The organism is Pseudomonas sp. IT-196MI5, from assembly GCF_949767415.1.
GTDB lineage: Bacteria > Pseudomonadota > Gammaproteobacteria > Pseudomonadales > Pseudomonadaceae > Aquipseudomonas.
Map to the genome: position 1 here is coordinate 17,483 of NZ_CATKPZ010000014.1, position 20,948 is coordinate 38,430.

Genomic DNA, 20,948 nt, shown 5'->3' on the forward strand with positions numbered 1-20,948 from the left:
TTGCCCTTTCACTCCTCTTTGCCCGCCGTGGCGAAGTAGCCCGTCAGCGAGCGGCAGATCGACTGCGCGAGGTCCTCCTGGGTGGCGATGCCATAGGGTCGATCGCGATCGAACTGCGCCGACCAGCGAATCCGCCCCTGCGCCACATCCACCAGGCGCAATGACGCTCGCACCCGCGAAGGCTCGACCCGCACGCTGCCCTCCAGGCAATAGCTGTAACGCCCGCCACGCTTGAAGTCCGGTACCGGCTGGCTGTTGCGTGCCACCCGCATCAACACATGATTGGTCCCGGTCTGCGCCTGCTCGAAGGACTCGAACAGTCGGCAGCTCAACTCCTCGCACAAGCCTCGGGTAAAGTCATCGCCATCGCGGGTGAGGCAGGTAAACGGCTGGATCTGGACCACAGGATGGCGAGTGCCGACGCCCTTGGGCCGCAGCCGCTGATAGGTCAAGCGATAACACCCGGGTGGAATGCACAAACGCACCGGGTCCTGCTGGCCGTTACCGGCGTAATGCGCTGCGAGCTTGCGCCGCAAGCGCCCCACCTGCACTCGCACCACCGGATCGTCGCCCGTGCAATACACTGCCGGGTCACGACGAAACACCGCGATGCCAATGGCGTGTTCGGTCAGCGGCGTATTGCAAGCCTGAAGGTCGTGTTCGACCAGAAAGCGCAACAGGCTGCCCATGCGACTGGACTTGGCAAACAACGGGCTGGCCAGCAACAGCGCCAGCACCCGCTCGATTTCTTCCCGATCGAGCGGCTCGGGAACCCCCGCCGCAGTCGAATCGGCCATGCATTTGATCACCATCGCCTGCCTCCGTGCAGGTTGCCGACAGGAATGGATGTCGCAATCCGTGATAACCCTTGCAGTGTGAGCAGGAATGGGGCTCGGGCGCTGCAACGACCAAGCGTAGCAGCCATGTTGATATCGGCAGGCAATTGCGATGGTAGCAACCCGCCATCCGACGAACGTTCAATCTTGACGCCTGAAAAAATTGTAGGACCTGTCCCGTTGTGGCGAGGGAGCTTGCTCCCGCTAGGCTGCGAAGCAGACCTCATCCCTTGCAACTCATTTCCTCAGACACACCGCAGTGCCCGGTTTTACGGCGGCAGAGCCGCCGAACGGGAGCAAGCTCCCTCGCCACAGGGGCATTTAGCGTCCTACAGGCCGGTTGCGGCAGTCGAAATCGATGCCTATGGTTGGGCAGTCGCTGACTTAAATTGGCGACAGGGTTTCGCAGCCCTATAGATACGTGTAGTAACCTTGCAGCCCACCACGCCACTGAAGGTCGCATCTGCGCCCATCTGTCGTTTTATGGTGGCTGTGTGTGGGAGATCTTCGGGTCTGCCGGGTTCCTCGTATCCTCGGTCTGCGAACCCGCACATAGCTACCACCCCATTCGATTCGCAGCGACCGGGAGTAGTTCTTCTTACAGATACGAGGAAATTTTACTTATGACTGCTAATAATCCGCATCGCCGCTTCACCCCCATGAAACAAATCGCCACCAGCTACCCCGTCCTCCTCATCGACGGCGACGCCCCGTTGCGCGAACTCCACAACTGCGCCGCCGAACGCCTCAACGCCGTCCTGCAATACCTCAACCTCATGGCCTGCACCAGCCTCCCCGACTACGCCGAAAACGACATCAACACCGTCACCAACATTTCTCGGATTCTGCTTCAGGATGTGCGGGATGTGTTTGGGGTGATTGAGCAGCGGGGGTTTGAAGTGTCCAAGGTGCAATAAGCAAATTCCACTCGTAAAAAACCCGCATTAATGCGGGTTTTGATCGCCTGATCCTGGTGAACTCTATCTGGAGAAACCGATTGTTCGGCCTGACAAAGCGTCACCGGGACAGACCCGATCAGAAGTTCGCCGGCGTATTCGCGCTGATGATCTCCGCCTCATCCGCCCCGATATTGCGAAACTTGTGCGGCAACGTCGTCGGGAAGTAGTAACCATCCCCGGCGTTGAGCACGCTCGCCTGGCCATCCACGGTCAATTCCACGGTACCCCGTGTCACCAACCCACACTCCTCACCTTCGGCATGCACGATCGGCTCTTCCCCGGAACTGGCGCCCGGGGCGTATTGCTCGCGCAGCAAGCGCATCTGCCGGCTCGGCACGGACGCGCCGATCAGCAGCAGGCGCAGGCCGTGGCGGCCGAGGTCGGGTTGTTCGTTGGCGCGGAAGACGTATTGGTGTTCGCGCGGTGGCTGATCGAAGGTGAAGAAGTCGGCCAGGGACATGGGGATGCCCTCCAGCAATTTCTTCAGGGAGCTGACGGAAGGACTGACCCGATTCTGTTCGATCAGGGAGATGGTTGCATTGGTGACGCCGCTACGCCGGGCCAGCTCGCGCTGGGACATTTTGTAGCTTTCGCGTACTAATTTGAGTCGTGAGCCCGTGTCCATGACAGCCTTATGTGCCAAACCTGTAGCGAGCTTGCTCGCTCCTACGGGGATAATGGAAGGGTGGAGAGCAGGCGCGAATCACGCCGTTTTCCGGTCCCGGAAACGTGAAAGGCGGCTATTAAATCACGTTTGTTCGTAATGCTCAGCAGGTTCGATAAACGGCTGGAAAAAACGACCTGTGGGAGCGAGCCTGCTCGCGAAAGCGGTGTGTCAGGCGACATCGATTTTGGCTGATATGGCCTCTTCGCGAGCAGGCTCGCTCCCACAGGGGACGGCGGTGTTTCTGGTATTAAAAAGCCGGCGGCACCCTTTGGGGAGATGCCGCCGGCGAGATAAGGCTTAGATGCCGAAACGGTCGCGCAGTGAGTAGTACACGGCGCCGAGGGCGGTCAACGGCGCCGAGAAGGTGCGCCCGCCGATCATCGGCATGTGCGGCAAGGATGCAAACGCGTCGAAACGCTCGGCGTCGCCACGGATCATTTCCGAGATCAGTTTACCGGCCAGGTGCGAGCAGGTGACACCGTGACCGCTGTAGCCCTGCATGTAGTAGGCGTTCTTCTCGATACGACCGAACTGCGGCATGCGCGACATGGTCAGCAGGAAGTTGCCGGTCCAGCGGTAGTCGATCTTCACGTCCTTCAATTGCGGGAAGGTCTTGAGGATTTTCGGGCGGATCAGTTGTTCGATGTCGTCCGGCTCGCGCGCACCGTAGACCACGCCACCGCCGTACAGCAGGCGGTTGTCCGCGGTCAGGCGGTAGTAGTCGAGCAGGTAGTTGCAGTCTTCGACGCAGTAGTTGTTCTTGATCAGGCTGCGGGCCTGCTTTTCCGACAACGGCTCGGTGACGACGATCTGCGAACCGCACGGCATGCTCTTGCTGGTCACGCGATTGTCCAGACCCTGCGGCAGGTAGGCGTTGCCGGCGATCAGCAGGTACTTGGCCTTCACCACACCTTTGGCAGTGCGCACGGTGATGGGCTCGCCGTAGGTGATTTCCACCGCCGCCGATTGCTCGTAGATCTTGCCGCCCAGGCCGATGATCGCCGAGGCTTCGCCGAGTGCCAGGTTCAGTGGGTGAATGTGGCCGCCCTGCATGTCCAGCAGGCCGCCGACGTAGGCGTCGGAGCCGACTTCGCGCTTGATGTCGGCCGCGTCGAGCATTTTCAGGTTCTTGTTGCCGTAGCGCTCCCAGCTCTTCTTCTGCTCGGCCAGGCCCTTGAGTTGCTTCTTGTTCATCGCCGCGAAGATACCGCCGGGACGGTAATCGCACTGGATGTCGTAGTGCTGTATGCGCTGACGGATGATGTCGGCGCCTTCGAAAATCATGCTGCCGAGGATTTCAGCAGTCCTGTCGCCATAACGCTCTTCGATGACATCGACGTCGCGACTGTAGGAGTTGACCAGTTGCCCGCCGTTGCGACCGCTGGCGCCGAAGCCGACCTTGGCCGCTTCGAGCACGGTCACGCTGTAGCCCGCTTCGGCGAGGAACAGGGCCGAGGACAGGCCGGTGTAGCCGGCGCCGATCACACAGACGTCGCAGTCCACCGCCCCTTCCAGCACCGGGAAATCACCGGTGAAGTTGCGGGTGGCGGCGTAGTAGCTGTTTACATGCTGTTGGTTGAAAGAGTCTTGTTTCATACAGTTCTCCGATGGCCGCCGACAGAGTCGGCGACCGTCGCTTTATTGTTATCAGAGCTTGATCCAGGTCGCCTTGAGTTCGGTGTACTTGTCGAACGCGTGCAGCGATTTGTCCCGACCGTTACCCGACTGCTTGAACCCGCCGAACGGCGCGGTCATGTCGCCGCCGTCGTACTGGTTGACCCAGACGCTGCCGGCACGCAGGCCACGGGCGAAGGTGTGGGCCTTGCTCAGGTTGCTCGTCCAGACGCCGGCGGCCAGGCCGAAGATGCTGTCGTTGGCGATCGCCAGGGCTTCATCGAAGGTGTCGAAGGTGATGACCGACAGCACCGGGCCGAAGATTTCTTCCCGGGCGATGGTCATGGCGTTGGTCACGCCGTCGAAAATCGCCGGTTCCAGGTACAGGCCACCGGTGTCCTCGAGGGTGCGGCTGCCGCCGGCGATCAGTTGACCGCCCTGCTGCTTGCCGACTTCGATGTAGCGCAATACGTTTTCCAGCTGACGCTGATCGACCACCGCGCCGACGGTGGTCGCAGGATCCAGCGCGTGGCCCGGCTTCCAGGCTTGCAGGGCTTCCACCAGCAATGGAATGAACTGCTCGCGAATCGAACGCTCCACCAGCAGGCGCGAACCGGCGGTGCAGACTTCACCCTGATTGAAGGCGATGCCGCTGGCCGCTGCCTGTGCTGCCGCGCGCAAGTCCGGCGCGTCGGCAAACACCACGTTCGGGCTCTTGCCCCCCGCTTCGGCCCAGACGCGTTTCATGTTGCTTTGCCCGGCGTAGATCATCAGTTGCTTGGCAATCGCCGTGGAGCCGGTGAAGGCCAGCACGTCGACGTCCATGTGCAGCGCCAGCGCCTTGCCGACGGTGTGGCCGTAACCCGGCAGGACGTTGAACACGCCTTTCGGGATGCCGGCGTCCAGCGCCAACTGGGCGATGCGGATCGCCGTCAGCGGGGATTTTTCCGAAGGCTTGAGGATGAACGAGTTGCCCATCGCCAGGGCCGGGGCGAACTTCCAGCTGGCCATGATCAGCGGGAAGTTCCACGGCACGATGGCCGCGACCACGCCGACGGCTTCGCGGGTCACCAGCCCCAGTTGATCGCGGGGCGTGGCAGCGACTTCGTCGTAGACCTTGTCGATGGCTTCGGCGGTCCAGCGGATCGCGTTGGCGGTCGCCGGAATGTCGATGCTCATCGAATCGCTGATCGGCTTGCCCATGTCGAGGGTTTCGAGCAGGGCCAGTTCTTCCTGGTTGGCCAGGATCAGATCAGCGAAGCGGATCAGGATGCGCTTGCGCTCGACCGGGGCGAGGTTGGCCCACACGCCGGATTCGAAGGTACGGCGCGCTACGGCGACTGCTGCATTGGCGTCGGCTTCGTCGGTGCTGGCGACGTTCGCCAGGAAACGACCGTCTACGGGGCTTGTGCATTCGAACGTGGCGCCACTGGCGGCCGCGCAGTATTGGCCGTCAATGAATGCGCGACCTTCGATAGAGAGGGACTGGAAGCGTTGCTCCCAGTCGCTGCGAGTGTTTGTCATGGTTGTGACTCGACGCAGGGGAATAGGTGATCGCCGGACCGAGGTCCGTCAATTCAAGACTTGAAATGCGATCCCCTGTAGGAGCGAGCCTGCTCGCGATGGCGGAGTGTCAGACGACATAAGTGCTGACTGATCCGCCGCCTTCGCGAGCAGGCTCGCTCCTACAGGTGATCGGTGTGGTTCGTCTTAAACCGTATGCAAGTACCAGTTGTACTCAAGGTCGGAGATGGAGTTCTCGAACTCGGCCAGCTCGCTTTCCTTGCACGCCACGAACACGTCGATGTACAGCGGGTCGATGTACCTGGCCATGACTTCGCTGTCATCCAGCTCGCGCAGGGCATCGCGCAGGTTGTTCGGCAGGCTCTGCTCGTTTTGCTCGTAGCTGTTGCCTTCCACCGGGGCGCCCGGTTCGATCTGGTTGGTCAGGCCGTGATGAACACCGGCCAGGACCGACGCCATCAGCAGGTAAGGGTTGGCATCGGCGCCCGCTACGCGGTGCTCGATGCGCACCGAGTCTGGCGAACCGGTCGGTACACGCACGGCCACGGTGCGGTTGTCGATGCCCCAGCTCGGCGAGTTCGGCACGTAGAACTGCGCGCCAAAACGACGGTACGAGTTGACGTTCGGGCAGAGGAAGGCCATCTGCGCCGGCAGGGTCTCGAGCACACCGCCGATCGCATGTCGCAGCGCGGCGTTCTGCTCGGGATCCTCGCTGGCAAAGATGTTGTTGCCTTCCTTGTCGAGAATCGAAATGTGCACGTGCAGACCGTTGCCCGCCTGACCCGGATACGGCTTGGCCATGAAGGTGGTGTCCATCTCGTGGTCGTAGGCGATGTTCTTCACCAGACGCTTGAGCAGGACGGCGTAGTCGCAGGCCTTGATCGGGTCAGCCACGTGATGCAGGTTGACTTCGAACTGCGCCGGGGCGCTTTCCTTGACGATGGCGTCAGCCGGGATGCCCTGCTCTTTCGCGCCTTCGAGGATGTCTTGCAGGCAGTCGACGTATTCGTCGAGGTCGTCGATCAGGTACACCTGGGTCGACATCGGACGCTTGCCGGATACCGGCGAACGTGGCGATTGCGGACGGCCGTTCACGTTGTCCTGGTCGATCAGGTAGAACTCCAGTTCGAACGCGGCGCAGATGGTCAGGCCCATGTCGTCGAACTTGCGCACGATATTGGCCAGCACTTCACGCGGGTCGGCGAAGAATGGCTCGCCTTCGAGTTCGTGCATGGTCATCAGCAGTTGCGCAGTCGGGCGCTTCTGCCAAGGCTCGATACTGAGAGTACCGGGGATCGGGAAACAGATTCGGTCTGAGTCGCCGATGTCCAGGCCCAGACCGGTGCTTTCCACCGTAGAACCGTTGATGTCCAGAGCAAACAGTGACGCCGGCAGGTTAATGCCTTTTTCGTAAACCTTATGAAGACTGGTGCGCTCGATGCGCTTGCCGCGCACCACACCGTTCATATCCGCAATCAGAAGGTCGACGTACAAAACCTCAGGATATTTCTTAAGGAATGCGTTTGCTTCGTTGAGTTGAACGGCACGCAGAGGGACCGACATGATGCACCTATTTTTTAGCTGTTAATTATTATGTTCACTACCCTTTCACGAACCCAGTCAACCCGAACGACAAAGTGAAGTCAATAGCGAACACTCAGCCTTTAAGCGTTTATTTTCGGGCCTCCCAGAAGGACGAGAGTACCAGGTACGCCCTCAAACACGCGTAAACCCTGAAGATTGGACGTTCGGCGTTTAGTATTTTTTACATGAGAGTTGTTAATTAAAATCAACAAGGCTAAGCTCCGGAAAAGCTCGTTCAAGTGTGAAACTTCGAGGTGATAAAAATGGCACTCAAGCCATTGATCGGCGTTACTGCGTGCGTCAAACAGATTGGCCTGCACCCCTACCACATCAGCGGCGACAAGTACCTGCGTGCTGTCAGCGTTGCGGCGCTGGGGCTGCCTGTCGTTATTCCTTCCTTAGGCGACCTGACCGAAATCGAAGATCTGCTGCCGCAGCTCGACGGTCTGTTGCTGACCGGCTCGCCGTCGAACGTGGAACCCTTCCACTATCAAGGCCCCGACAGCGCCCCCGGTACGGATCATGATCCGGCGCGGGATGCCACCACCCTTCCCCTGATCCGCGCCGCTATTGCAGCGGGCGTTCCGGTGCTCGGCATCTGCCGTGGCTTCCAGGAGATGAACGTGGCGTTCGGTGGCAGCCTGCATCAGAAGGTCCATGAACTGCCTGGCTTCCTTGATCATCGCGAGGCCGACCATCCGGACCTGGCCGTGCAATACGCGCCGGCCCATGGAGTGAATGTGCAGCCCGGTGGCGTGTTCGAAGCGTTGGACCTGCCTGCGGTGTTCCAGGTCAACTCGATTCACAGTCAGGGCATCGACCGCCTCGCGCCCGGCCTGCGCGCCGAAGCCGTCGCTCCCGATGGCCTGATCGAGGCGATCTCGGTCGAACACAGCAAGGCCTTCGCCCTCGGCGTGCAATGGCACCCGGAATGGCAAGTGCTGGATAACCCTCCTTACTTGAGTATTTTCCAGGCGTTCGGCCAAGCCTGCCGACAACGGGCGGCACTGCGTCACTCGAGCTGACGACCTGATACCCACATTCAACGATTGACTGCCCAACGCGAGCGGGCAGGCGCTTGTGCGTGCCCCGCTCGCAAAAACAACACACTGCGATAACAACAAGCACGACCAGGCAGCCAGGATGGCGGCGCCGAATAAACCCGGGGTGGGAAACGCAATTCCCTGTAGGAGCGAGCCTGCTCGCGATGGATGTCCGGACACCGCGGGCATTCAGACTGCCAGCGTCATCGTTGGCGACCATCGCGAGCAGGCTCGCTCCTACAAGGGATCAGCGCGGACCGGCTTCACGGGTTTGCAATCCACTATTAAGCCGGGCCGTGTTGGCCGGGCGACTGAAACCTGTTGGGAGTTTCACATGGCAAACGCCTCCAGCATCTACAGGAAGGCTCTTGAAGGTCACCAGGCACCGAAAAAGGTGTTGGTGAAAGTCGATCGCGTCACCAAGAAATTCGACGAAACCACCGCGGTGGACGACGTGTCCCTGGAAATCCACCAGGGTGAAATCTTTGCCCTGCTCGGTGGTTCCGGCTCCGGCAAATCGACCCTGCTGCGCATGCTCGCCGGTTTCGAGCGCCCGACCGAAGGGCGGATTCTGCTCGACGGTGTCGACATCACCGACATGCCGCCGTACGAACGACCGATCAACATGATGTTCCAGTCCTACGCGCTGTTCCCGCACATGACGGTGGCGCAGAACATCGCCTTCGGCCTCAAGCAGGACCGTTTGCCGGCGGCCGAAATCGAAGCCCGCGTGCAGGAGATGCTGCGCCTGGTGCACATGACCCAGTACGCCAAGCGCAAGCCACACCAGCTGTCCGGCGGCCAGCGTCAGCGCGTGGCCCTGGCCCGTTCCCTGGCCAAGCGGCCGAAGCTGCTGCTGCTCGACGAGCCAATGGGCGCACTGGATAAAAAGCTGCGCTCGCAAATGCAGCTGGAGCTGGTGGAGATCATCGAGCGCGTGGGCGTGACCTGCGTGATGGTGACCCACGACCAGGAAGAGGCCATGACCATGGCCGAGCGCATCGCGATCATGCACCTGGGCTGGATCGCCCAGATCGGCAGCCCGGTCGACATCTATGAAGCACCGGTCAGCCGCATGGTCTGCGAATTCATCGGCAACGTGAACGCCTTCGACGGCACTGTGGTCGAGGACCTGGAAGGTCACGCGATCATCCACAGCCCGGACCTGGAACAGAAAATCTACGTCGGCCACGGCGTCAGCACCTCGGTGCAGGACAAGTCGATCACCTACGCGATCCGCCCGGAAAAACTACTGGTCAGCACCGTCAAGCCCGAGCACCGCTACAACTGGTCCAGCGGCAAGGTGCATGACATCGCCTACCTCGGCGGCCACTCGGTGTTCTACGTCGAACTGCCTGGCGGCAAGATCGTTCAGTCGTTCATGGCCAACGCCGAACGCCGTGGTGCGCGTCCGACCTGGGACGATCAGGTCTACGTGTGGTGGGAAGACGACAGCGGCGTGGTACTGCGCGCATGAAAACCTTCAATCAGCAATTTCTGAGACTGGTCCCCAGCGGGCGCAAGTTCGTCATCGGGATTCCATTCATCTGGCTGTTCCTGTTCTTCATGCTGCCGTTCTTCCTGGTGATGAAGATCAGTTTTTCGGAAGCAGCCCTGGCCATTCCGCCATACTCGGAGATCTACACCTTCGCCGAGCAAAAATTTCAGCTGCTGTTGAACCTCGGTAACTACAGCCTGCTGACCCAGGACGAACTGTACATCTCGGCGTACCTCGGCTCGTTGAAAGTCGCGTTGCTCAGCACGATGATGTGCCTGGTGATCGGTTTCCCGATGGCCTACGCGATCACCAAGGCCAGCAAGGAATCGCAAAACGTCCTGCTGCTGTTGATCATGATGCCGACCTGGACCGCGATCCTGATCCGCGTTTACGCGTGGATGGGCATCCTCAGCAACAACGGTTTGCTCAACGCATTCTTGATGTGGACCGGGCTGACCTCGGCGCCGATCGAGATCCTCAACACCAACACCGCCGTCTACATCGGGGTCGTTTACGCCTACCTGCCGTTCATGGTGCTGCCGCTGTACGCCAACCTGGTCAAGCACGATGGCAGTCTGCTGGAAGCCGCGTCGGACCTGGGCTCGAGCAATTTCAACAACTTCTGGAAAATCACCGTGCCGTTGGCCAAGAACGGCATCATCGCAGGCTGCATGCTGGTGTTCATTCCGGTAGTCGGTGAGTTCGTGATTCCGGAACTGCTGGGCGGCCCGGAAACCCTGATGATCGGCCGTGTGTTGTGGCAAGAGTTCTTCAACAACCGCGACTGGCCGGTGGCGTCTGCCCTGGCGGTGGTGATGCTGTTGATCCTGATTGTGCCGATCATTCTGTTCAACCGCAGTCAGGCCAAAGAGATGGAGGCACGGGGATGAAACGCTTCGGATTTGCAAAGTTCATGCTGATTTTCGGCTTGTCGTTTATCTACCTGCCGATGCTGATCCTGGTGATCTACTCGTTCAACGCCTCCAAACTGGTGACGGTGTGGGGCGGCTGGTCGATCAAGTGGTACGCCGGCCTGCTCGACAACTCGCAACTGATGGGCTCGGTGGTGCGCTCGCTGGAAATCGCCTGCTACACCGCCATCGCAGCAGTCGCACTAGGGACGTTAGCCGCGTTCGTTCTGACCCGCGTTACCCGCTTCAAGGGCCGCACGCTGTTCGGTGGCCTGGTCACCGCGCCGCTGGTGATGCCTGAGGTGATCACCGGTCTGTCGCTGTTGCTGCTGTTCGTGGCCATGGCGCAGTTGATCGGCTGGCCGCAGGAGCGTGGCATCGTCACCATCTGGATCGCCCACACCACGTTCTGCGCGGCCTATGTGGCGGTGGTGGTCTCGGCGCGTTTGCGCGAGCTGGACCTGTCCATCGAAGAGGCGGCCATGGACCTGGGGGCGAAGCCGCTCAAGGTGTTTTTCCTGATCACCATCCCGATGATCGCGCCATCGCTGGCAGCGGGCGGCATGATGTCGTTCGCCCTGTCGCTGGATGACCTGGTGCTGGCGAGCTTCGTGTCGGGCCCAGGCTCGACGACCCTGCCGATGGAAGTGTTCTCGGCGGTGCGTCTGGGGGTCAAGCCTGAGATCAATGCCGTGGCCAGCCTGATCCTGTTGGCGGTGTCGATCGTGACCTTCATGGTCTGGTTCTTCAGCCGCCGTGCCGAAGAAAGCCGCAAGCGCGCGATCCAGGAAGCCATGGACCAGACCGCCAGCGAATCCTGGCAGCAACCTGAAAAGAAAATGCTCGAAGCCACCGCCTAAGGCACTGTGGTTTGCTCTTTGTGGCGAGGGGGCTTGCCCCCGTTCGGCTGCGCAGCAGCCGTAAAACCAGTACGTTCGGTGTAACTGAAACACCGAGGATTCCGGTTTTGGGGCCGCTTCGCGACCCAACGGGGGCAAGCCCCCTCGCCACAAAAGCTCGCTCGTCACAGGTTTTGTGTTTTGTATAAAAAGAATGGAGTTGTACCGATGAAAATGTTTGGCAGGACTCTGCTGACACTGTCCTTATTGGGCGCAATCGCTACGGTTGCCCAGGCCAATGACAAGGTTCTGCGCGTCTACAACTGGTCGGATTACATTGGCCCGGATACCGTCAGGAAGTTCGAGGACGAGACTGGCATCCAGGTGACCTACGATGTGTTCGACAGCAACGAAACCCTTGAAGCACGTCTGCTGGCGGGTAAATCCGGCTACGACATCGTCGTGCCGTCCAACAGTTTCCTGGCCAAGCAGATCAAGGCCGGCGTCTATCAGGAACTGGACAAGTCGAAGCTTTCGAACTGGAAAAACCTCAACCCGGTGCTGCTGAAGAACGCCTCGGCGAGCGATCCCGATAACGCCCACGCCATCCCGTACATGTGGGGCTCGATCGGCATCGGCTTCAACCCGCAGAAGGTCAAGGAAGTGCTCGGCGCCAACGCCCCGACCAACTCCTGGGACCTGCTGTTCAAACCGCAAAACGCCGAGAAGCTCAAAGCCTGCGGCATCAGCTTTCTCGATTCACCGACTGAAATGATCCCGACCGCCCTGCACTACCTGGGCTACCCGGTGAACGATCAGGACAAGCAGCACATCGCCCAAGCCCAGGCGCTGTTCATGAAGATTCGCCCGAACGTGGCGTACTTCCATTCGTCGAAATACATCTCGGACCTGGCCAACGGCAACATCTGCGTGGCCGTCGGTTACTCAGGCGACGTGCTGCAGGCCAAGGCCCGCGCCCAGGAAGCCGGGGACAAGGTGAAGATCGACTACAGCATTCCGAAAGAAGGCGCCGCCAGTTTCTACGACATGCTCGCCATCCCCCGCGATGCCGCCAACGTCGAGAACGCTTACCTGTTCATGAACTTCCTGATGCGCCCCGACGTGATCGCCGACATCACCAACAACATCGGCTACAGCAACGCGAACGCTGCGGCCACGCCGTTGGTGGATGAAGCCATCCGCAACGATCCGGGCTCCTACCCGCCGGAAGCGGTAATGGCCACGCTCTATGCCGTGCCGGACCAGCCGATTGCCATCCAGCGGATCATGACCCGTGGCTGGACCAAGGTGAAACTCGGCCAGTAATCCACTCGGATACGCCATCGCGAGCAAGCTCGCTCCCACAGGTACCGCATGTACTTTGAAGTTCGCGCTATCCCTGTGGGAGCGAGCTTGCTCGCGATGAGGCCAGAACATCCAGCACACATTTCAGCTTTACCCATTTCCGTTCACGCAGCGCCTTACCACCGCTGCCTCTCCTGCAGTAGAACGGCCTCACCTGGCTCCCTCGGTTCAGGTGAAGTTTGGCGCCCTCGGGCGCCTTTTTTATTGGGGATCGATCAACGGCCATTCGGCCAGCGCCCGATAACGGCCCTTGTGGGATTCGAACAGGGTGAATCGGTCGGCACGCAGGAAGAACTCGGGCGGTGTCGCGGACTCCGGCACCGGCGCCCGATACTGCCGTGCCAGGGTCAGGTGCGGACGATATTCCCTGGGTGCCTCCTCCAGCCCGAACGGCAACATCGCCTGTTCCAGGGCATACACCAGGCGCAGCAATGCCGGGGGCGCCTGTTGCGGCGCGAGCACCAACGCCCCTGCCCTGCGCCACACGTCCAGCCGATCCAGCACCACCGTCAAGCGCTTGCCCGGTGTACGGACGGACGTCGCAGCGGTGCAGAGCCCGGCGATCTGCGCCACACCCACCGCCCCCAAGAACTTCAGCGTCAGGTGAAAGTTTTCCGCTGGCACCGGCCGTCCGTTGCGCAGTTGCAGCGCACCGCGCCACTGGGCGATATCCCGGCGCAGGGCCGGGGCGCAGTTCAGCGCAAAGAACAGGCGTTTGAACGGCTCGCGGGTTTCGTCGTTCATGCCGGGCACCTCGTGGGAAGACTGCCTGAGTGTACTCAACACTCGCGCACCGGCCAGCGCAATTCTGGCGCCGTGCGGCAGGCGCGTTATAGTTTTAGCATCCCGTAATACCGGAGGGGCCATGCGACAGATCGTCAGCAAAGAGCCATGGTGGGCCACACCGCCCGAGCCAGGTCAGGATGAACTCAAGCTGGAATGGGGCTGGCTGGTGCATTACAACGAAGGTGAGCCGCGCTTCGAGTTCATCCACGAGCGGCCGACGGACGACGAGATCCGCCAGCGCAAGAGTTGCAGGATCACCCCGACGCCGGAGTGATCCCGCGTGCAGCGTCAAGCCTGGAGGAGCACTTCGAACCCGCCGTAGACCATGCGCTGGCCATCGAAGGGCATTGGATTGACGTCCGGTTTCATGCGCGGGTCCTGCATCATCCTGCCCATTCCGGCATCGCGGGTGGCCTTGTCAGGCCAGATGATCCAGCCAAAGGCAACGGTTTCGCCTTCCTTGAGCTTCACCGACATTGGAAACGAGGTGACCTTGCCTTCCGGGACATCCTCGCCCCAGCATTCGACCACGCTCAAGGCACCGTTTTCCTTGAAGACCAAGGCGGCGACTTTGGCGTGCCTGATGTATTGCTCACGGTTGGCGGTGGGTACGGCAGCGATGAATCCATCGACGTAAGACATGCGTTTTTCTCCTTGGGTCATGGGGTGTTCTGCAGGTTAGTCGGTTGCGCTGGCGTCCGATCGACAGTGCCGGCGCTCAAACCGACCGGCGGTTGTGCGCTGCCGCCCAGGCTGCCTTCGACCTGCGCCGCCATGTAAAGCGTGCCGGCCATGACGCCGCTGGTCGGGTCCTGCACCAGTTTGAGCCAGGCCTTGTCGAAGGTATTGCCCAGGCTACGGCGGATCAGCGCCTCGCTATCGGGCCGGTCAAAGGCCTGAATGAATGCGCGAATACCCGCCACCCCTAGCGTGATCAAGCCACCGGCGAGTTTCCCGGTCGCTGCGGCCACGGCGCTGGCGGCCCCGCGCGGGGCCATCTCGGCTTCCATCCGCCGGCTGGCGCGCCTGGCCACCGGCGCCATCGCGGTGTCGGTCGACCCCACCCCCTTGTCGCCACCGGCCTTATGGACTTTGTCGATCAGCGCGGCGAAGGCCGGCAAGGCGTTCAGCGGTTCGGTGTGCACGACCTGGTACAACGAGGCGTCTCTCGTCGGCGGAGGCCCGAGGGCGATGGCCGGGATTTTCTGGATGCGCCCGTTGAGCTGCGCCATCGGCACGCCGTGGCGGTTGGAGATTTTCTGCAGCTCCTCCTTGAGGATGTCGACATAGAACGCCGCTGCCAGGCCGAGAATCGCATCGGGATCGATTTCCACGGCCGCCGGGGCCAGGACCTTCTCCTGATAGGCTTCGAGCAGGTACGCCGCCAGGCGTTTTTCCACGGAGTCCTGCTCACCCTTGGCGCTGATGGTGTACCAGCTGACCTTCATCGACAGCCACTCCTGGGTCCAGTAACTGCTGAACCACGGAATGAAATTCTGTTCGGTCAACTCATAGACCCGTGTGCGCCAGTAATCCATGGCGCCGCGGGCGTAGATTCTGGTCTGCTCGGTAGCCGCCTGCGACGCGGTGACGATCTCCCGGTCCACTTCTTGCCAGGTGCTGGCAGGAACGATGACCGGCGCCACTTCTACCGGCGCGCGCACAGGCGTGGCACACCCCGCCAACACCACCAGCACGGCAATGATCAGCGAACGCAGGTTCAAGATGGCGGCTTCCTGGAGTTGGCACCGGGCAAAATGCCCGACACGCGAAACTTTCGGTTTAAGTATAGGTGGCGATGTCCCGGAGCCCGCGAAAGGGCCTGCATCAACAGCGAAAAAAACCGCCATCAGTTGCATCGATATTCACCATCGCCGCGATTGCCTTCCGTTTGATGGCCGTCAGCGTAGGATCGATTCCAAGCCAACACGAAACCCCGAATCGGAGGGGGACATCATGCTGATCCATCTGCTGACCTGCCTGGCTCTGACGGCTTTCACCTTGAGCGTATTTTCCTGGTACGTCCTGAGCGAGGAGCAAACATCATGATTCACATCGTCACCCTCGCCGTGCGTTTTCCGGTGTTCGGCAACAATTTCTACGCGCAGAAATACGAGCCGCGTAAAGAGTTGACTCTGCTGTTCGACGAGAAGTTCGAAGCGTTGCTGATCCCGGCAGCCGATCATCACTTCAGCAACGAAGTGGTCGGGCTCAATGATCAGTTCCGTTTTTTGAATGACGTGCTGGTCGAGCATCTGCTGGATGTCGAGCTGGCAAAAGGCTCGGCCCGTTCGTTCGGGTTCTGACAGCGACCGCCGGTCGCCTGGTCTCACAACGTTCGCTGGCTATTGCCAATTCCCTTGGCAATATCGATCCCCCAATCCATCGCCGCTTCCATGTCCAGCATGTGCGGCCGCGGGTCGTGGTTTTCATCGATGGCCGAGCCGTCCGGCCGATAGACACCGATGAACATGCCCAACGAACCGTCCTTCAATATCTCGGCCTTGACTCTGATGTTGCATCCGTTCGATAGCGTTTCCTTGTGCTCCATATGGCGCTCGGTCATGACTGGACTCCTCCCCTGACTGAATTCAAACCCTACTGGCCATGCTAGCTCAGCCCTCGGAACTGCGCCGACTCGCTGGACCGGAGGCCTGCCCTGACAGCGGCGCAATGCCACCTATACTGAAGTCCACCTCCCCTCAGGGGATCTGCACGCTCAACAATAAAAAGCAGAGGTGGAACATGGTCTGGCAGCAAGTCTACGATCCGTTCGGTAACCCGGTGCTTTCAACACTCATGGCGGCCGTGCCGGTGGTGGTGATGCTGGCGTCCCTCGCGTTTTTCCATGTCAAGGCGCACCTGGCGGCGTTGCTCGCCCTGGCCTCGGCCTTGCTGATCGCGATCTTCGCCTTCGGCATGCCGGCGAACATGGCAGGTACCGCGGCGCTGTTCGGTGCAGCCAACGGTCTGCTGCCGATTGGCTGGATTGTGTTGAACATCATCTTCCTGCACCGCCTGACCACCGAGAATGGCTCGTTCAAGGTGTTGCAAGACTCCCTGGCGCGCATCACCGATGACCGGCGCCTGCAATTGCTCCTGATCGCTTTCTGCTTCGGTGCGTTTTTCGAAGGCGCGGCCGGTTTCGGTACGCCGGTGGCGGTGACCGGGGCGATTCTGATCGGGCTGGGGTTTTCGCCACTCGCCGCCTCGGGGCTGGCGCTGATCGCCAACACTGCCCCCGTGGCGTTCGGTGCCCTCGGTACGCCGATCATCACCCTGGCCAGGGTCACCGGGCTGGATGAAATGGAGCTGTCGATGATGGTCGGCCGGCAGTTGCCATTTTTCTCGGTGCTGGTGCCGTTCTGGCTGATCTGGGCCTTTGCCGGCTGGCGCAAGATGCTGGAAATCTGGCCGGCGATTCTGGTGGCCGGGGTCAGTTTTGCCGTGCCGCAGTTCCTGGTGTCCAACTATCACGGGCCGATGCTGGTGGACGTGATCGCCGCACTGATTTCCATGGCCTGCCTGGCCGGTTTCCTCCAGGTCTGGAAACCGGCCACCGTGCACACCTCCGCGGCGCTGTCCGGCCGGGTCGACAACTCGAAGATCGACGCCGAGCACGACGAAAAGCCTGTACCGACTGCAACCTTCGCCAATGAGGCAAAACCGGCAGTGATGCGCGCATGGATGCCGTGGATCATCCTCACGGTCTTCGTGTTCATCTGGGGTACGCAAGGCTTCAAGAACACCTTCGACACCCGCCCTGCCATCGACCCGCAAACCAGCTCAGCCAAGCTCGACCCTCAGGGCAAACCGCTGCGCGAGGCCAACCCGGTGTTCGCGCCGGTCCTGACCTTCACCACCCTGCACTTGCAGGTCGAGAAAGTCCCACCCGTGGTGCCTGCGCCGAAAACCGAAGAGGCGGTGTACAAGTTCACCTGGTTCACCGCCACCGGCAGCGGCATTCTGCTGGCGGCGATTGTCGGCGGCTTGCTGATGGGGTACTCGATACCACAACTGATTCGCCAGTACCTGCGCACCCTGTGGGTGGTGCGCTACTCGCTGATCACCATTGCGGCGATGCTCGCGCTGGGCTTCCTCACGCGCTACTCGGGCCTGGATGCGACCATGGGCCTGGCCTTCGCCGCGACGGGCATCTTCTATCCGATGTTCGGTACCTTGCTCGGCTGGCTCGGCGTGGCGTTGACCGGTTCGGACACGGCTTCCAACGTGCTGTTCGGCGGCTTGCAACGAGTGACGTCCGAGCAGTTGGGCATGAGCCCGGTGTTGATGGCCGCCGCCAACAGCTCCGGCGGGGTCATGGGCAAGATGGTCGATGCCCAGTCGATCGTGGTCGCCTCCACCGCCACCCGCTGGTATGGCCATGAAGGGGAAATCCTGCGCTACGTGTTCTTCCACTCGATTGTGCTGGCGATTCTGGTCGGTGGGCTGGTGACATTGCAGGCCTATGTCGCACCGTTCAGCCACATGGTGGTGGGCGGACATTGAGTCGAATACACGCGTAATTCTGCGCAAACCTGATCCCTGTGGGAGCGAGCTTGCTCGCGATGACCGTGTCACATTCGACAGAGATGTCGACTGAGCCACCGCTATCGCGAGCAAGCTCGCTCCCACATTAGGGGATGGTGGTTTTTATTGAATGAATCGTACGTCGAGCAGACAACGATCCCATGGACAGTCGGCTGTATCAGGCCAATGATTAAGGTCAGTGGCCTCCAGCGAGAATCGTGACCCCATGAACATTCTCTACGATGAACGCGTTGACGGCGCCTTGCCCGGTGTCGACAAACAGGCGCTGTTGCAGACCCTGCAAACCCGTTTGCCGAATCTGGAAATCCTGCATCAGCAGGAGGAACTCAGGCCCTACGAATGCGACGGACTGTCGGCCTATCGCACCACGCCGATGCTGGTGGTATTGCCCCGATATATCGACGAAGTGCAAGGGGTGCTGCGCGTCTGCCATGAGCTGCACGTCCCCGTGGTGGCCCGTGGCGCGGGCACCGGTTTGTCCGGTGGGGCGCTGCCCCTGGAGAAAGGCGTGCTGCTGGTGATGGCGCGCTTCAACAACATCCTGGGCATCGACCCCGCCGCCCGTACCGCACGGGTTCAGCCCGGCGTGCGCAATCTGGCGATTTCCCAGGCGGCGGCACCCTTCGGCCTGTACTACGCGCCGGATCCCTCCTCGCAAATCGCCTGTTCCATCGGCGGCAATGTCGCGGAAAATGCCGGTGGCGTGCATTGCCTGAAGTACGGCCTGACCGTGCACAACGTGCTCAAGGTCGACATCCTCACCGTCGACGGCGAGCATTTGAGCCTGGGCTCCAATGCCCTCGACTCCCCCGGTTTCGACCTGCTGGCGCTGTTCACCGGCTCCGAAGGCCTGCTGGGGGTGATCACCGAAGTCACGGTCAAACTGCTGCCTAAACCGCAGACCGCCAAAGTGCTGCTGGCAGCGTTCGACTCCGTGGAAAAAGCCGGGCGCGCCGTTGGCGATATCATCGCCGCCGGCATCATCCCCGGTGGCCTGGAAATGATGGACAACCTGGCCATCCGCGCCGCCGAGGACTTCATCCACGCCGGTTATCCGGTGGACGCCCAGGCCATTCTGCTGTGCGAACTCGATGGCGTCGAAGCCGACGTCTGCGATGACTGCGAGCGGGTGCGCCAGGTGCTGCAACAGGCCGGCGCCATCGAGCTGCGTCAGGCGAAAGACGAAGCCGAGCGCGTGCGTTTCTGGGCCGGACGCAAGAATGCCTTCCCGGCGGTGGGCCGCCTCTCGCCGGACTATTACTGCATGGATGGCACCATCCCCCGTCGCGAACTGCCCGGCGTACTGCACGCCATCACCGAGCTGTCGAAGGAATACGGCCTGCGGGTGGCCAACGTGTTCCATGCCGGTGACGGCAACATGCATCCGTTGATCCTGTTCGACGCCAATCAACCCGGTGAGCTGGACCGCGCCGAAGCCCTGGGCGGCAAGATTCTGGAGTTGTGCGTGAAAGTCGGCGGCAGCATCACCGGTGAACACGGCGTGGGCCGCGAGAAGATCAATCAGATGTGCGCGCAGTTCAACAGCGACGAGCTGACTCTGTTCCATGCCATCAAAGCCGCCTTCGACCCGAGCGGCCTGCTCAACCCCGGCAAGAACATCCCGACCCTGCACCGCTGCGCCGAATTCGGTGCCATGCACGTGCATGGTGGTCAACTGCCCTTCCCTGAGCTGGAGCGTTTCTGATGCGCGGCCCTGTAGATTTCGATGACAGCCCGTCACTGCTGGAACAGGTCAATCAGGCGCTGGAAAACGCCACGCCGTTGCGCATCCAGGGATCCAACAGCAAGGCCTTCCTGGGGCGCACCACGGCCGGGGAAATTCTCGACACCCGCGCACACCGGGGCATCGTCAGTTACGACCCGACCGAGCTGGTGATCACCGTCCGCTGCGGCACGCCGTTGTCGCAGCTGGCGCAAGAGCTGGACGCCGCGCAACAGATGCTGCCCTGCGAACCGCCGGCCTTTGGCGATGGCGCCACCGTCGGCGGCATGATCGCCTGCGGGCTGTCCGGGCCACGGCGCCCGTGGGTCGGTTCGGTGCGGGACTTCATTCTTGGCACGCGGGTCATCACAGGGCACGGCAAGCTGTTGCGCTTCGGTGGCGAGGTGATGAAAAACGTCGCCGGCTATGACCTGTCGCGCCTGATGGCCGGCAGTTACGGCAGCCTCGGGCTGATCACCGAAGTCTCGCTCAAAGTGCTACCAAAACCCCGGCAGTGCCTCAGCATCAGCCTGGAAATGGACGCCGAGCGGGCCTTGTTGCGCCTGGCGGAATGGGGCCAGCAGCCGTTGCCGATCAGCGCGGCCTGTCACGACGGTTCATGCCTGCACCTGCGGCTTGAGGGCGGTGAAGGTTCGGTGGCGGCGGCCCATGAGCGCCTCGGTGGTGAGCAGTTGGACGCTTCCTGGTGGGACGATCTCAACGAGCAGCGCTTGAGCTTCTTCGATGAAGACCAACCGCTTTGGCGCCTGTCCCTGCCGCACAACACGCCGCTCCTGTCGCTGCCGGGTCGCCAGTTGATCGACTGGGGGGGCGCGCAGCGCTGGCTGAAATCCGATGCCGACGCGGCGTTCATCCGCCACGTAGTCGACGAGCTCGGCGGCCATGCCACCTGCTTCAGCCACGGCCTGACCGACACCCCGTTCCATCCGCTGCCGCCAGCGCTGATGCGCTATCACCGCAACCTGAAACAGCAACTCGATCCACGGGGCATCTTCAACCCCGGACGCCTGTACGCGGAGCTTTGAAC

At 61.3% G+C, this 20,948-nt stretch carries 21 protein-coding genes; 12 read left to right on the plus strand and 9 right to left on the minus strand.

Translation table 11 applies throughout. From position 1 onward, the window contains the following. Positions 1-8: 8 nt before the first annotated feature. Positions 9-812 (minus strand): hypothetical protein, encoded by an 804-nt coding sequence (locus tag ACM6IK_RS11995; RefSeq protein WP_414874491.1) that lies wholly within the window; start codon positions 810-812, stop codon positions 9-11. A gap of 647 nt (positions 813-1,459) precedes the next feature. Between ACM6IK_RS11995 and ACM6IK_RS12000 the strand changes: the two genes are divergently transcribed. After that, a complete protein-coding gene (locus ACM6IK_RS12000; protein WP_414874492.1) occupies positions 1,460-1,753 on the plus strand; it encodes a fructose-bisphosphate aldolase in 294 nt (97 codons plus the stop codon). Positions 1,754-1,871: 118 nt separating this feature from the next. Here ACM6IK_RS12000 and ACM6IK_RS12005 read toward each other — a convergent pair whose 3' ends face one another. The 4 genes from ACM6IK_RS12005 to ACM6IK_RS12020 all read right to left on the minus strand — a co-directional run bounded on the left by ACM6IK_RS12005 (position 1,872) and on the right by ACM6IK_RS12020 (position 7,163). After that, on the minus strand, positions 1,872-2,420 hold the full coding sequence (locus ACM6IK_RS12005; RefSeq protein ID WP_414874493.1) for a cupin domain-containing protein: 549 nt from the start codon (positions 2,418-2,420) through the stop codon (positions 1,872-1,874). Positions 2,421-2,759: 339 nt separating this feature from the next. After that, entirely contained in the window at positions 2,760-4,058 is a 1,299-nt protein-coding gene (locus ACM6IK_RS12010) for an NAD(P)/FAD-dependent oxidoreductase (RefSeq protein ID WP_414874494.1), read from the minus strand. A gap of 51 nt (positions 4,059-4,109) precedes the next feature. Continuing rightward, the gene (locus tag ACM6IK_RS12015; RefSeq protein WP_414874495.1) at positions 4,110-5,600 is read right to left on the minus strand and encodes an aldehyde dehydrogenase; all 1,491 of its coding nucleotides are present in this window, start codon (positions 5,598-5,600) and stop codon (positions 4,110-4,112) included. 186 nt (positions 5,601-5,786) lie between these two features. Beyond that, positions 5,787-7,163 (minus strand): glutamine synthetase family protein, encoded by a 1,377-nt coding sequence (locus ACM6IK_RS12020; protein ID WP_414874496.1) that lies wholly within the window; start codon positions 7,161-7,163, stop codon positions 5,787-5,789. Between the two features lie 284 nt (positions 7,164-7,447). On the opposite strand from ACM6IK_RS12020, the gene ACM6IK_RS12025 reads away from it, so the two are divergent. The 5 genes from ACM6IK_RS12025 (at position 7,448) to ACM6IK_RS12045 (ending at position 12,801) form a co-directional block, all read left to right on the plus strand. Next, a complete protein-coding gene (locus ACM6IK_RS12025) occupies positions 7,448-8,209 on the plus strand; it encodes a gamma-glutamyl-gamma-aminobutyrate hydrolase family protein (protein ID WP_414874497.1) in 762 nt (253 codons plus the stop codon). Between the two features lie 352 nt (positions 8,210-8,561). After that, positions 8,562-9,704 carry a polyamine ABC transporter ATP-binding protein gene (gene potA, locus ACM6IK_RS12030; RefSeq protein WP_223530570.1) on the plus strand — a complete coding sequence of 381 codons (1,143 nt, stop codon included), beginning with the start codon at positions 8,562-8,564 and terminating at the stop codon, positions 9,702-9,704. Continuing rightward, on the plus strand, positions 9,701-10,615 hold the full coding sequence (locus tag ACM6IK_RS12035) for an ABC transporter permease subunit (RefSeq protein ID WP_414874498.1): 915 nt from the start codon (positions 9,701-9,703) through the stop codon (positions 10,613-10,615). Before potA ends, ACM6IK_RS12035 begins: the two co-directional genes overlap by 4 nt. Next, positions 10,612-11,496, plus strand: a complete 885-nt coding sequence (locus ACM6IK_RS12040; protein ID WP_414874499.1) for an ABC transporter permease subunit — start codon at positions 10,612-10,614, stop codon at positions 11,494-11,496. The genes ACM6IK_RS12035 and ACM6IK_RS12040 overlap by 4 nt, the downstream gene beginning before the upstream one ends. 207 nt (positions 11,497-11,703) lie before the next feature. Next, positions 11,704-12,801 carry a polyamine ABC transporter substrate-binding protein gene (locus tag ACM6IK_RS12045; RefSeq protein ID WP_414874500.1) on the plus strand — a complete coding sequence of 366 codons (1,098 nt, stop codon included), beginning with the start codon at positions 11,704-11,706 and terminating at the stop codon, positions 12,799-12,801. Between the two features lie 240 nt (positions 12,802-13,041). Here the strand turns inward: ACM6IK_RS12045 and thpR are convergent, their stop codons facing one another. Continuing rightward, positions 13,042-13,584: an RNA 2',3'-cyclic phosphodiesterase gene (thpR, locus tag ACM6IK_RS12050; protein WP_414874501.1), complete on the minus strand. Its 543-nt coding sequence runs from the start codon at positions 13,582-13,584 to the stop codon at positions 13,042-13,044. 121 nt (positions 13,585-13,705) lie between these two features. On the opposite strand from thpR, the gene ACM6IK_RS12055 reads away from it, so the two are divergent. Next, entirely contained in the window at positions 13,706-13,900 is a 195-nt protein-coding gene (locus ACM6IK_RS12055) for a hypothetical protein (RefSeq protein ID WP_414874502.1), read from the plus strand. A gap of 14 nt (positions 13,901-13,914) precedes the next feature. On the opposite strand, the gene ACM6IK_RS12060 is transcribed toward ACM6IK_RS12055, so the two are convergent. Further along, positions 13,915-14,268 carry a DUF1428 domain-containing protein gene (locus ACM6IK_RS12060; RefSeq protein WP_414874503.1) on the minus strand — a complete coding sequence of 118 codons (354 nt, stop codon included), beginning with the start codon at positions 14,266-14,268 and terminating at the stop codon, positions 13,915-13,917. Between the two features lie 17 nt (positions 14,269-14,285). Further along, positions 14,286-15,350, minus strand: a complete 1,065-nt coding sequence (locus ACM6IK_RS12065) for a hypothetical protein (protein ID WP_414874504.1) — start codon at positions 15,348-15,350, stop codon at positions 14,286-14,288. Between ACM6IK_RS12065 and ACM6IK_RS12070 the strand changes: the two genes are divergently transcribed. Both ACM6IK_RS12070 and ACM6IK_RS12075 read left to right on the plus strand, forming a co-directional pair. Continuing rightward, positions 15,328-15,675 (plus strand): hypothetical protein, encoded by a 348-nt coding sequence (locus ACM6IK_RS12070; RefSeq protein ID WP_414874555.1) that lies wholly within the window; start codon positions 15,328-15,330, stop codon positions 15,673-15,675. The two genes, ACM6IK_RS12065 and ACM6IK_RS12070, sit on opposite strands and share 23 nt — an antisense overlap. Then, a complete protein-coding gene (locus tag ACM6IK_RS12075) occupies positions 15,672-15,932 on the plus strand; it encodes a hypothetical protein (protein WP_414874505.1) in 261 nt (86 codons plus the stop codon). Before ACM6IK_RS12070 ends, ACM6IK_RS12075 begins: the two co-directional genes overlap by 4 nt. 23 nt (positions 15,933-15,955) lie before the next feature. Here ACM6IK_RS12075 and ACM6IK_RS12080 read toward each other — a convergent pair whose 3' ends face one another. Beyond that, complete coding sequence (locus tag ACM6IK_RS12080; protein WP_218431844.1) at positions 15,956-16,192, minus strand: hypothetical protein; 237 nt, start codon at positions 16,190-16,192, stop codon at positions 15,956-15,958. 179 nt (positions 16,193-16,371) lie between these two features. Here ACM6IK_RS12080 and ACM6IK_RS12085 point away from each other — a divergent pair, with 179 nt between their 5' ends. From ACM6IK_RS12085 to glcE, 3 genes are all read left to right on the plus strand, one after another. Beyond that, positions 16,372-18,135 (plus strand): L-lactate permease, encoded by a 1,764-nt coding sequence (locus tag ACM6IK_RS12085; protein WP_414874506.1) that lies wholly within the window; start codon positions 16,372-16,374, stop codon positions 18,133-18,135. 247 nt (positions 18,136-18,382) lie between these two features. Further along, complete coding sequence (glcD, locus tag ACM6IK_RS12090) at positions 18,383-19,882, plus strand: glycolate oxidase subunit GlcD (protein WP_414874507.1); 1,500 nt, start codon at positions 18,383-18,385, stop codon at positions 19,880-19,882. Continuing rightward, on the plus strand, positions 19,882-20,946 hold the full coding sequence (glcE, locus tag ACM6IK_RS12095) for a glycolate oxidase subunit GlcE (protein WP_414874508.1): 1,065 nt from the start codon (positions 19,882-19,884) through the stop codon (positions 20,944-20,946). The genes glcD and glcE overlap by 1 nt, the downstream gene beginning before the upstream one ends. Positions 20,947-20,948 lie beyond the last annotated feature (2 nt).

Bases quoted from the DNA above. Each gene is read 5' to 3' on its own strand.
- ACM6IK_RS11995 (WP_414874491.1), bottom strand. From the start codon at position 812: ATGGTGATCAAATGCATGGCCGATTCGACTGCGGCGGGGGTTCCCGAG.
- ACM6IK_RS12000 (WP_414874492.1), top strand. From the start codon at position 1,460: ATGACTGCTAATAATCCGCATCGCCGCTTCACCCCCATGAAACAAATC.
- ACM6IK_RS12005 (WP_414874493.1), bottom strand. From the start codon at position 2,420: ATGGACACGGGCTCACGACTCAAATTAGTACGCGAAAGCTACAAAATG.
- ACM6IK_RS12010 (WP_414874494.1), bottom strand. From the start codon at position 4,058: ATGAAACAAGACTCTTTCAACCAACAGCATGTAAACAGCTACTACGCC.
- ACM6IK_RS12015 (WP_414874495.1), bottom strand. From the start codon at position 5,600: ATGACAAACACTCGCAGCGACTGGGAGCAACGCTTCCAGTCCCTCTCT.
- ACM6IK_RS12020 (WP_414874496.1), bottom strand. From the start codon at position 7,163: ATGTCGGTCCCTCTGCGTGCCGTTCAACTCAACGAAGCAAACGCATTC.
- ACM6IK_RS12025 (WP_414874497.1), top strand. From the start codon at position 7,448: ATGGCACTCAAGCCATTGATCGGCGTTACTGCGTGCGTCAAACAGATT.
- potA (WP_223530570.1), top strand. From the start codon at position 8,562: ATGGCAAACGCCTCCAGCATCTACAGGAAGGCTCTTGAAGGTCACCAG.
- ACM6IK_RS12035 (WP_414874498.1), top strand. From the start codon at position 9,701: ATGAAAACCTTCAATCAGCAATTTCTGAGACTGGTCCCCAGCGGGCGC.
- ACM6IK_RS12040 (WP_414874499.1), top strand. From the start codon at position 10,612: ATGAAACGCTTCGGATTTGCAAAGTTCATGCTGATTTTCGGCTTGTCG.
- ACM6IK_RS12045 (WP_414874500.1), top strand. From the start codon at position 11,704: ATGAAAATGTTTGGCAGGACTCTGCTGACACTGTCCTTATTGGGCGCA.
- thpR (WP_414874501.1), bottom strand. From the start codon at position 13,584: ATGAACGACGAAACCCGCGAGCCGTTCAAACGCCTGTTCTTTGCGCTG.
- ACM6IK_RS12055 (WP_414874502.1), top strand. From the start codon at position 13,706: ATGCGACAGATCGTCAGCAAAGAGCCATGGTGGGCCACACCGCCCGAG.
- ACM6IK_RS12060 (WP_414874503.1), bottom strand. From the start codon at position 14,268: ATGTCTTACGTCGATGGATTCATCGCTGCCGTACCCACCGCCAACCGT.
- ACM6IK_RS12070 (WP_414874555.1), top strand. From the start codon at position 15,328: ATGATCAGCGAACGCAGGTTCAAGATGGCGGCTTCCTGGAGTTGGCAC.
- ACM6IK_RS12075 (WP_414874505.1), top strand. From the start codon at position 15,672: ATGATTCACATCGTCACCCTCGCCGTGCGTTTTCCGGTGTTCGGCAAC.
- ACM6IK_RS12080 (WP_218431844.1), bottom strand. From the start codon at position 16,192: ATGACCGAGCGCCATATGGAGCACAAGGAAACGCTATCGAACGGATGC.
- ACM6IK_RS12085 (WP_414874506.1), top strand. From the start codon at position 16,372: ATGGTCTGGCAGCAAGTCTACGATCCGTTCGGTAACCCGGTGCTTTCA.
- glcD (WP_414874507.1), top strand. From the start codon at position 18,383: ATGAACATTCTCTACGATGAACGCGTTGACGGCGCCTTGCCCGGTGTC.
- glcE (WP_414874508.1), top strand. From the start codon at position 19,882: ATGCGCGGCCCTGTAGATTTCGATGACAGCCCGTCACTGCTGGAACAG.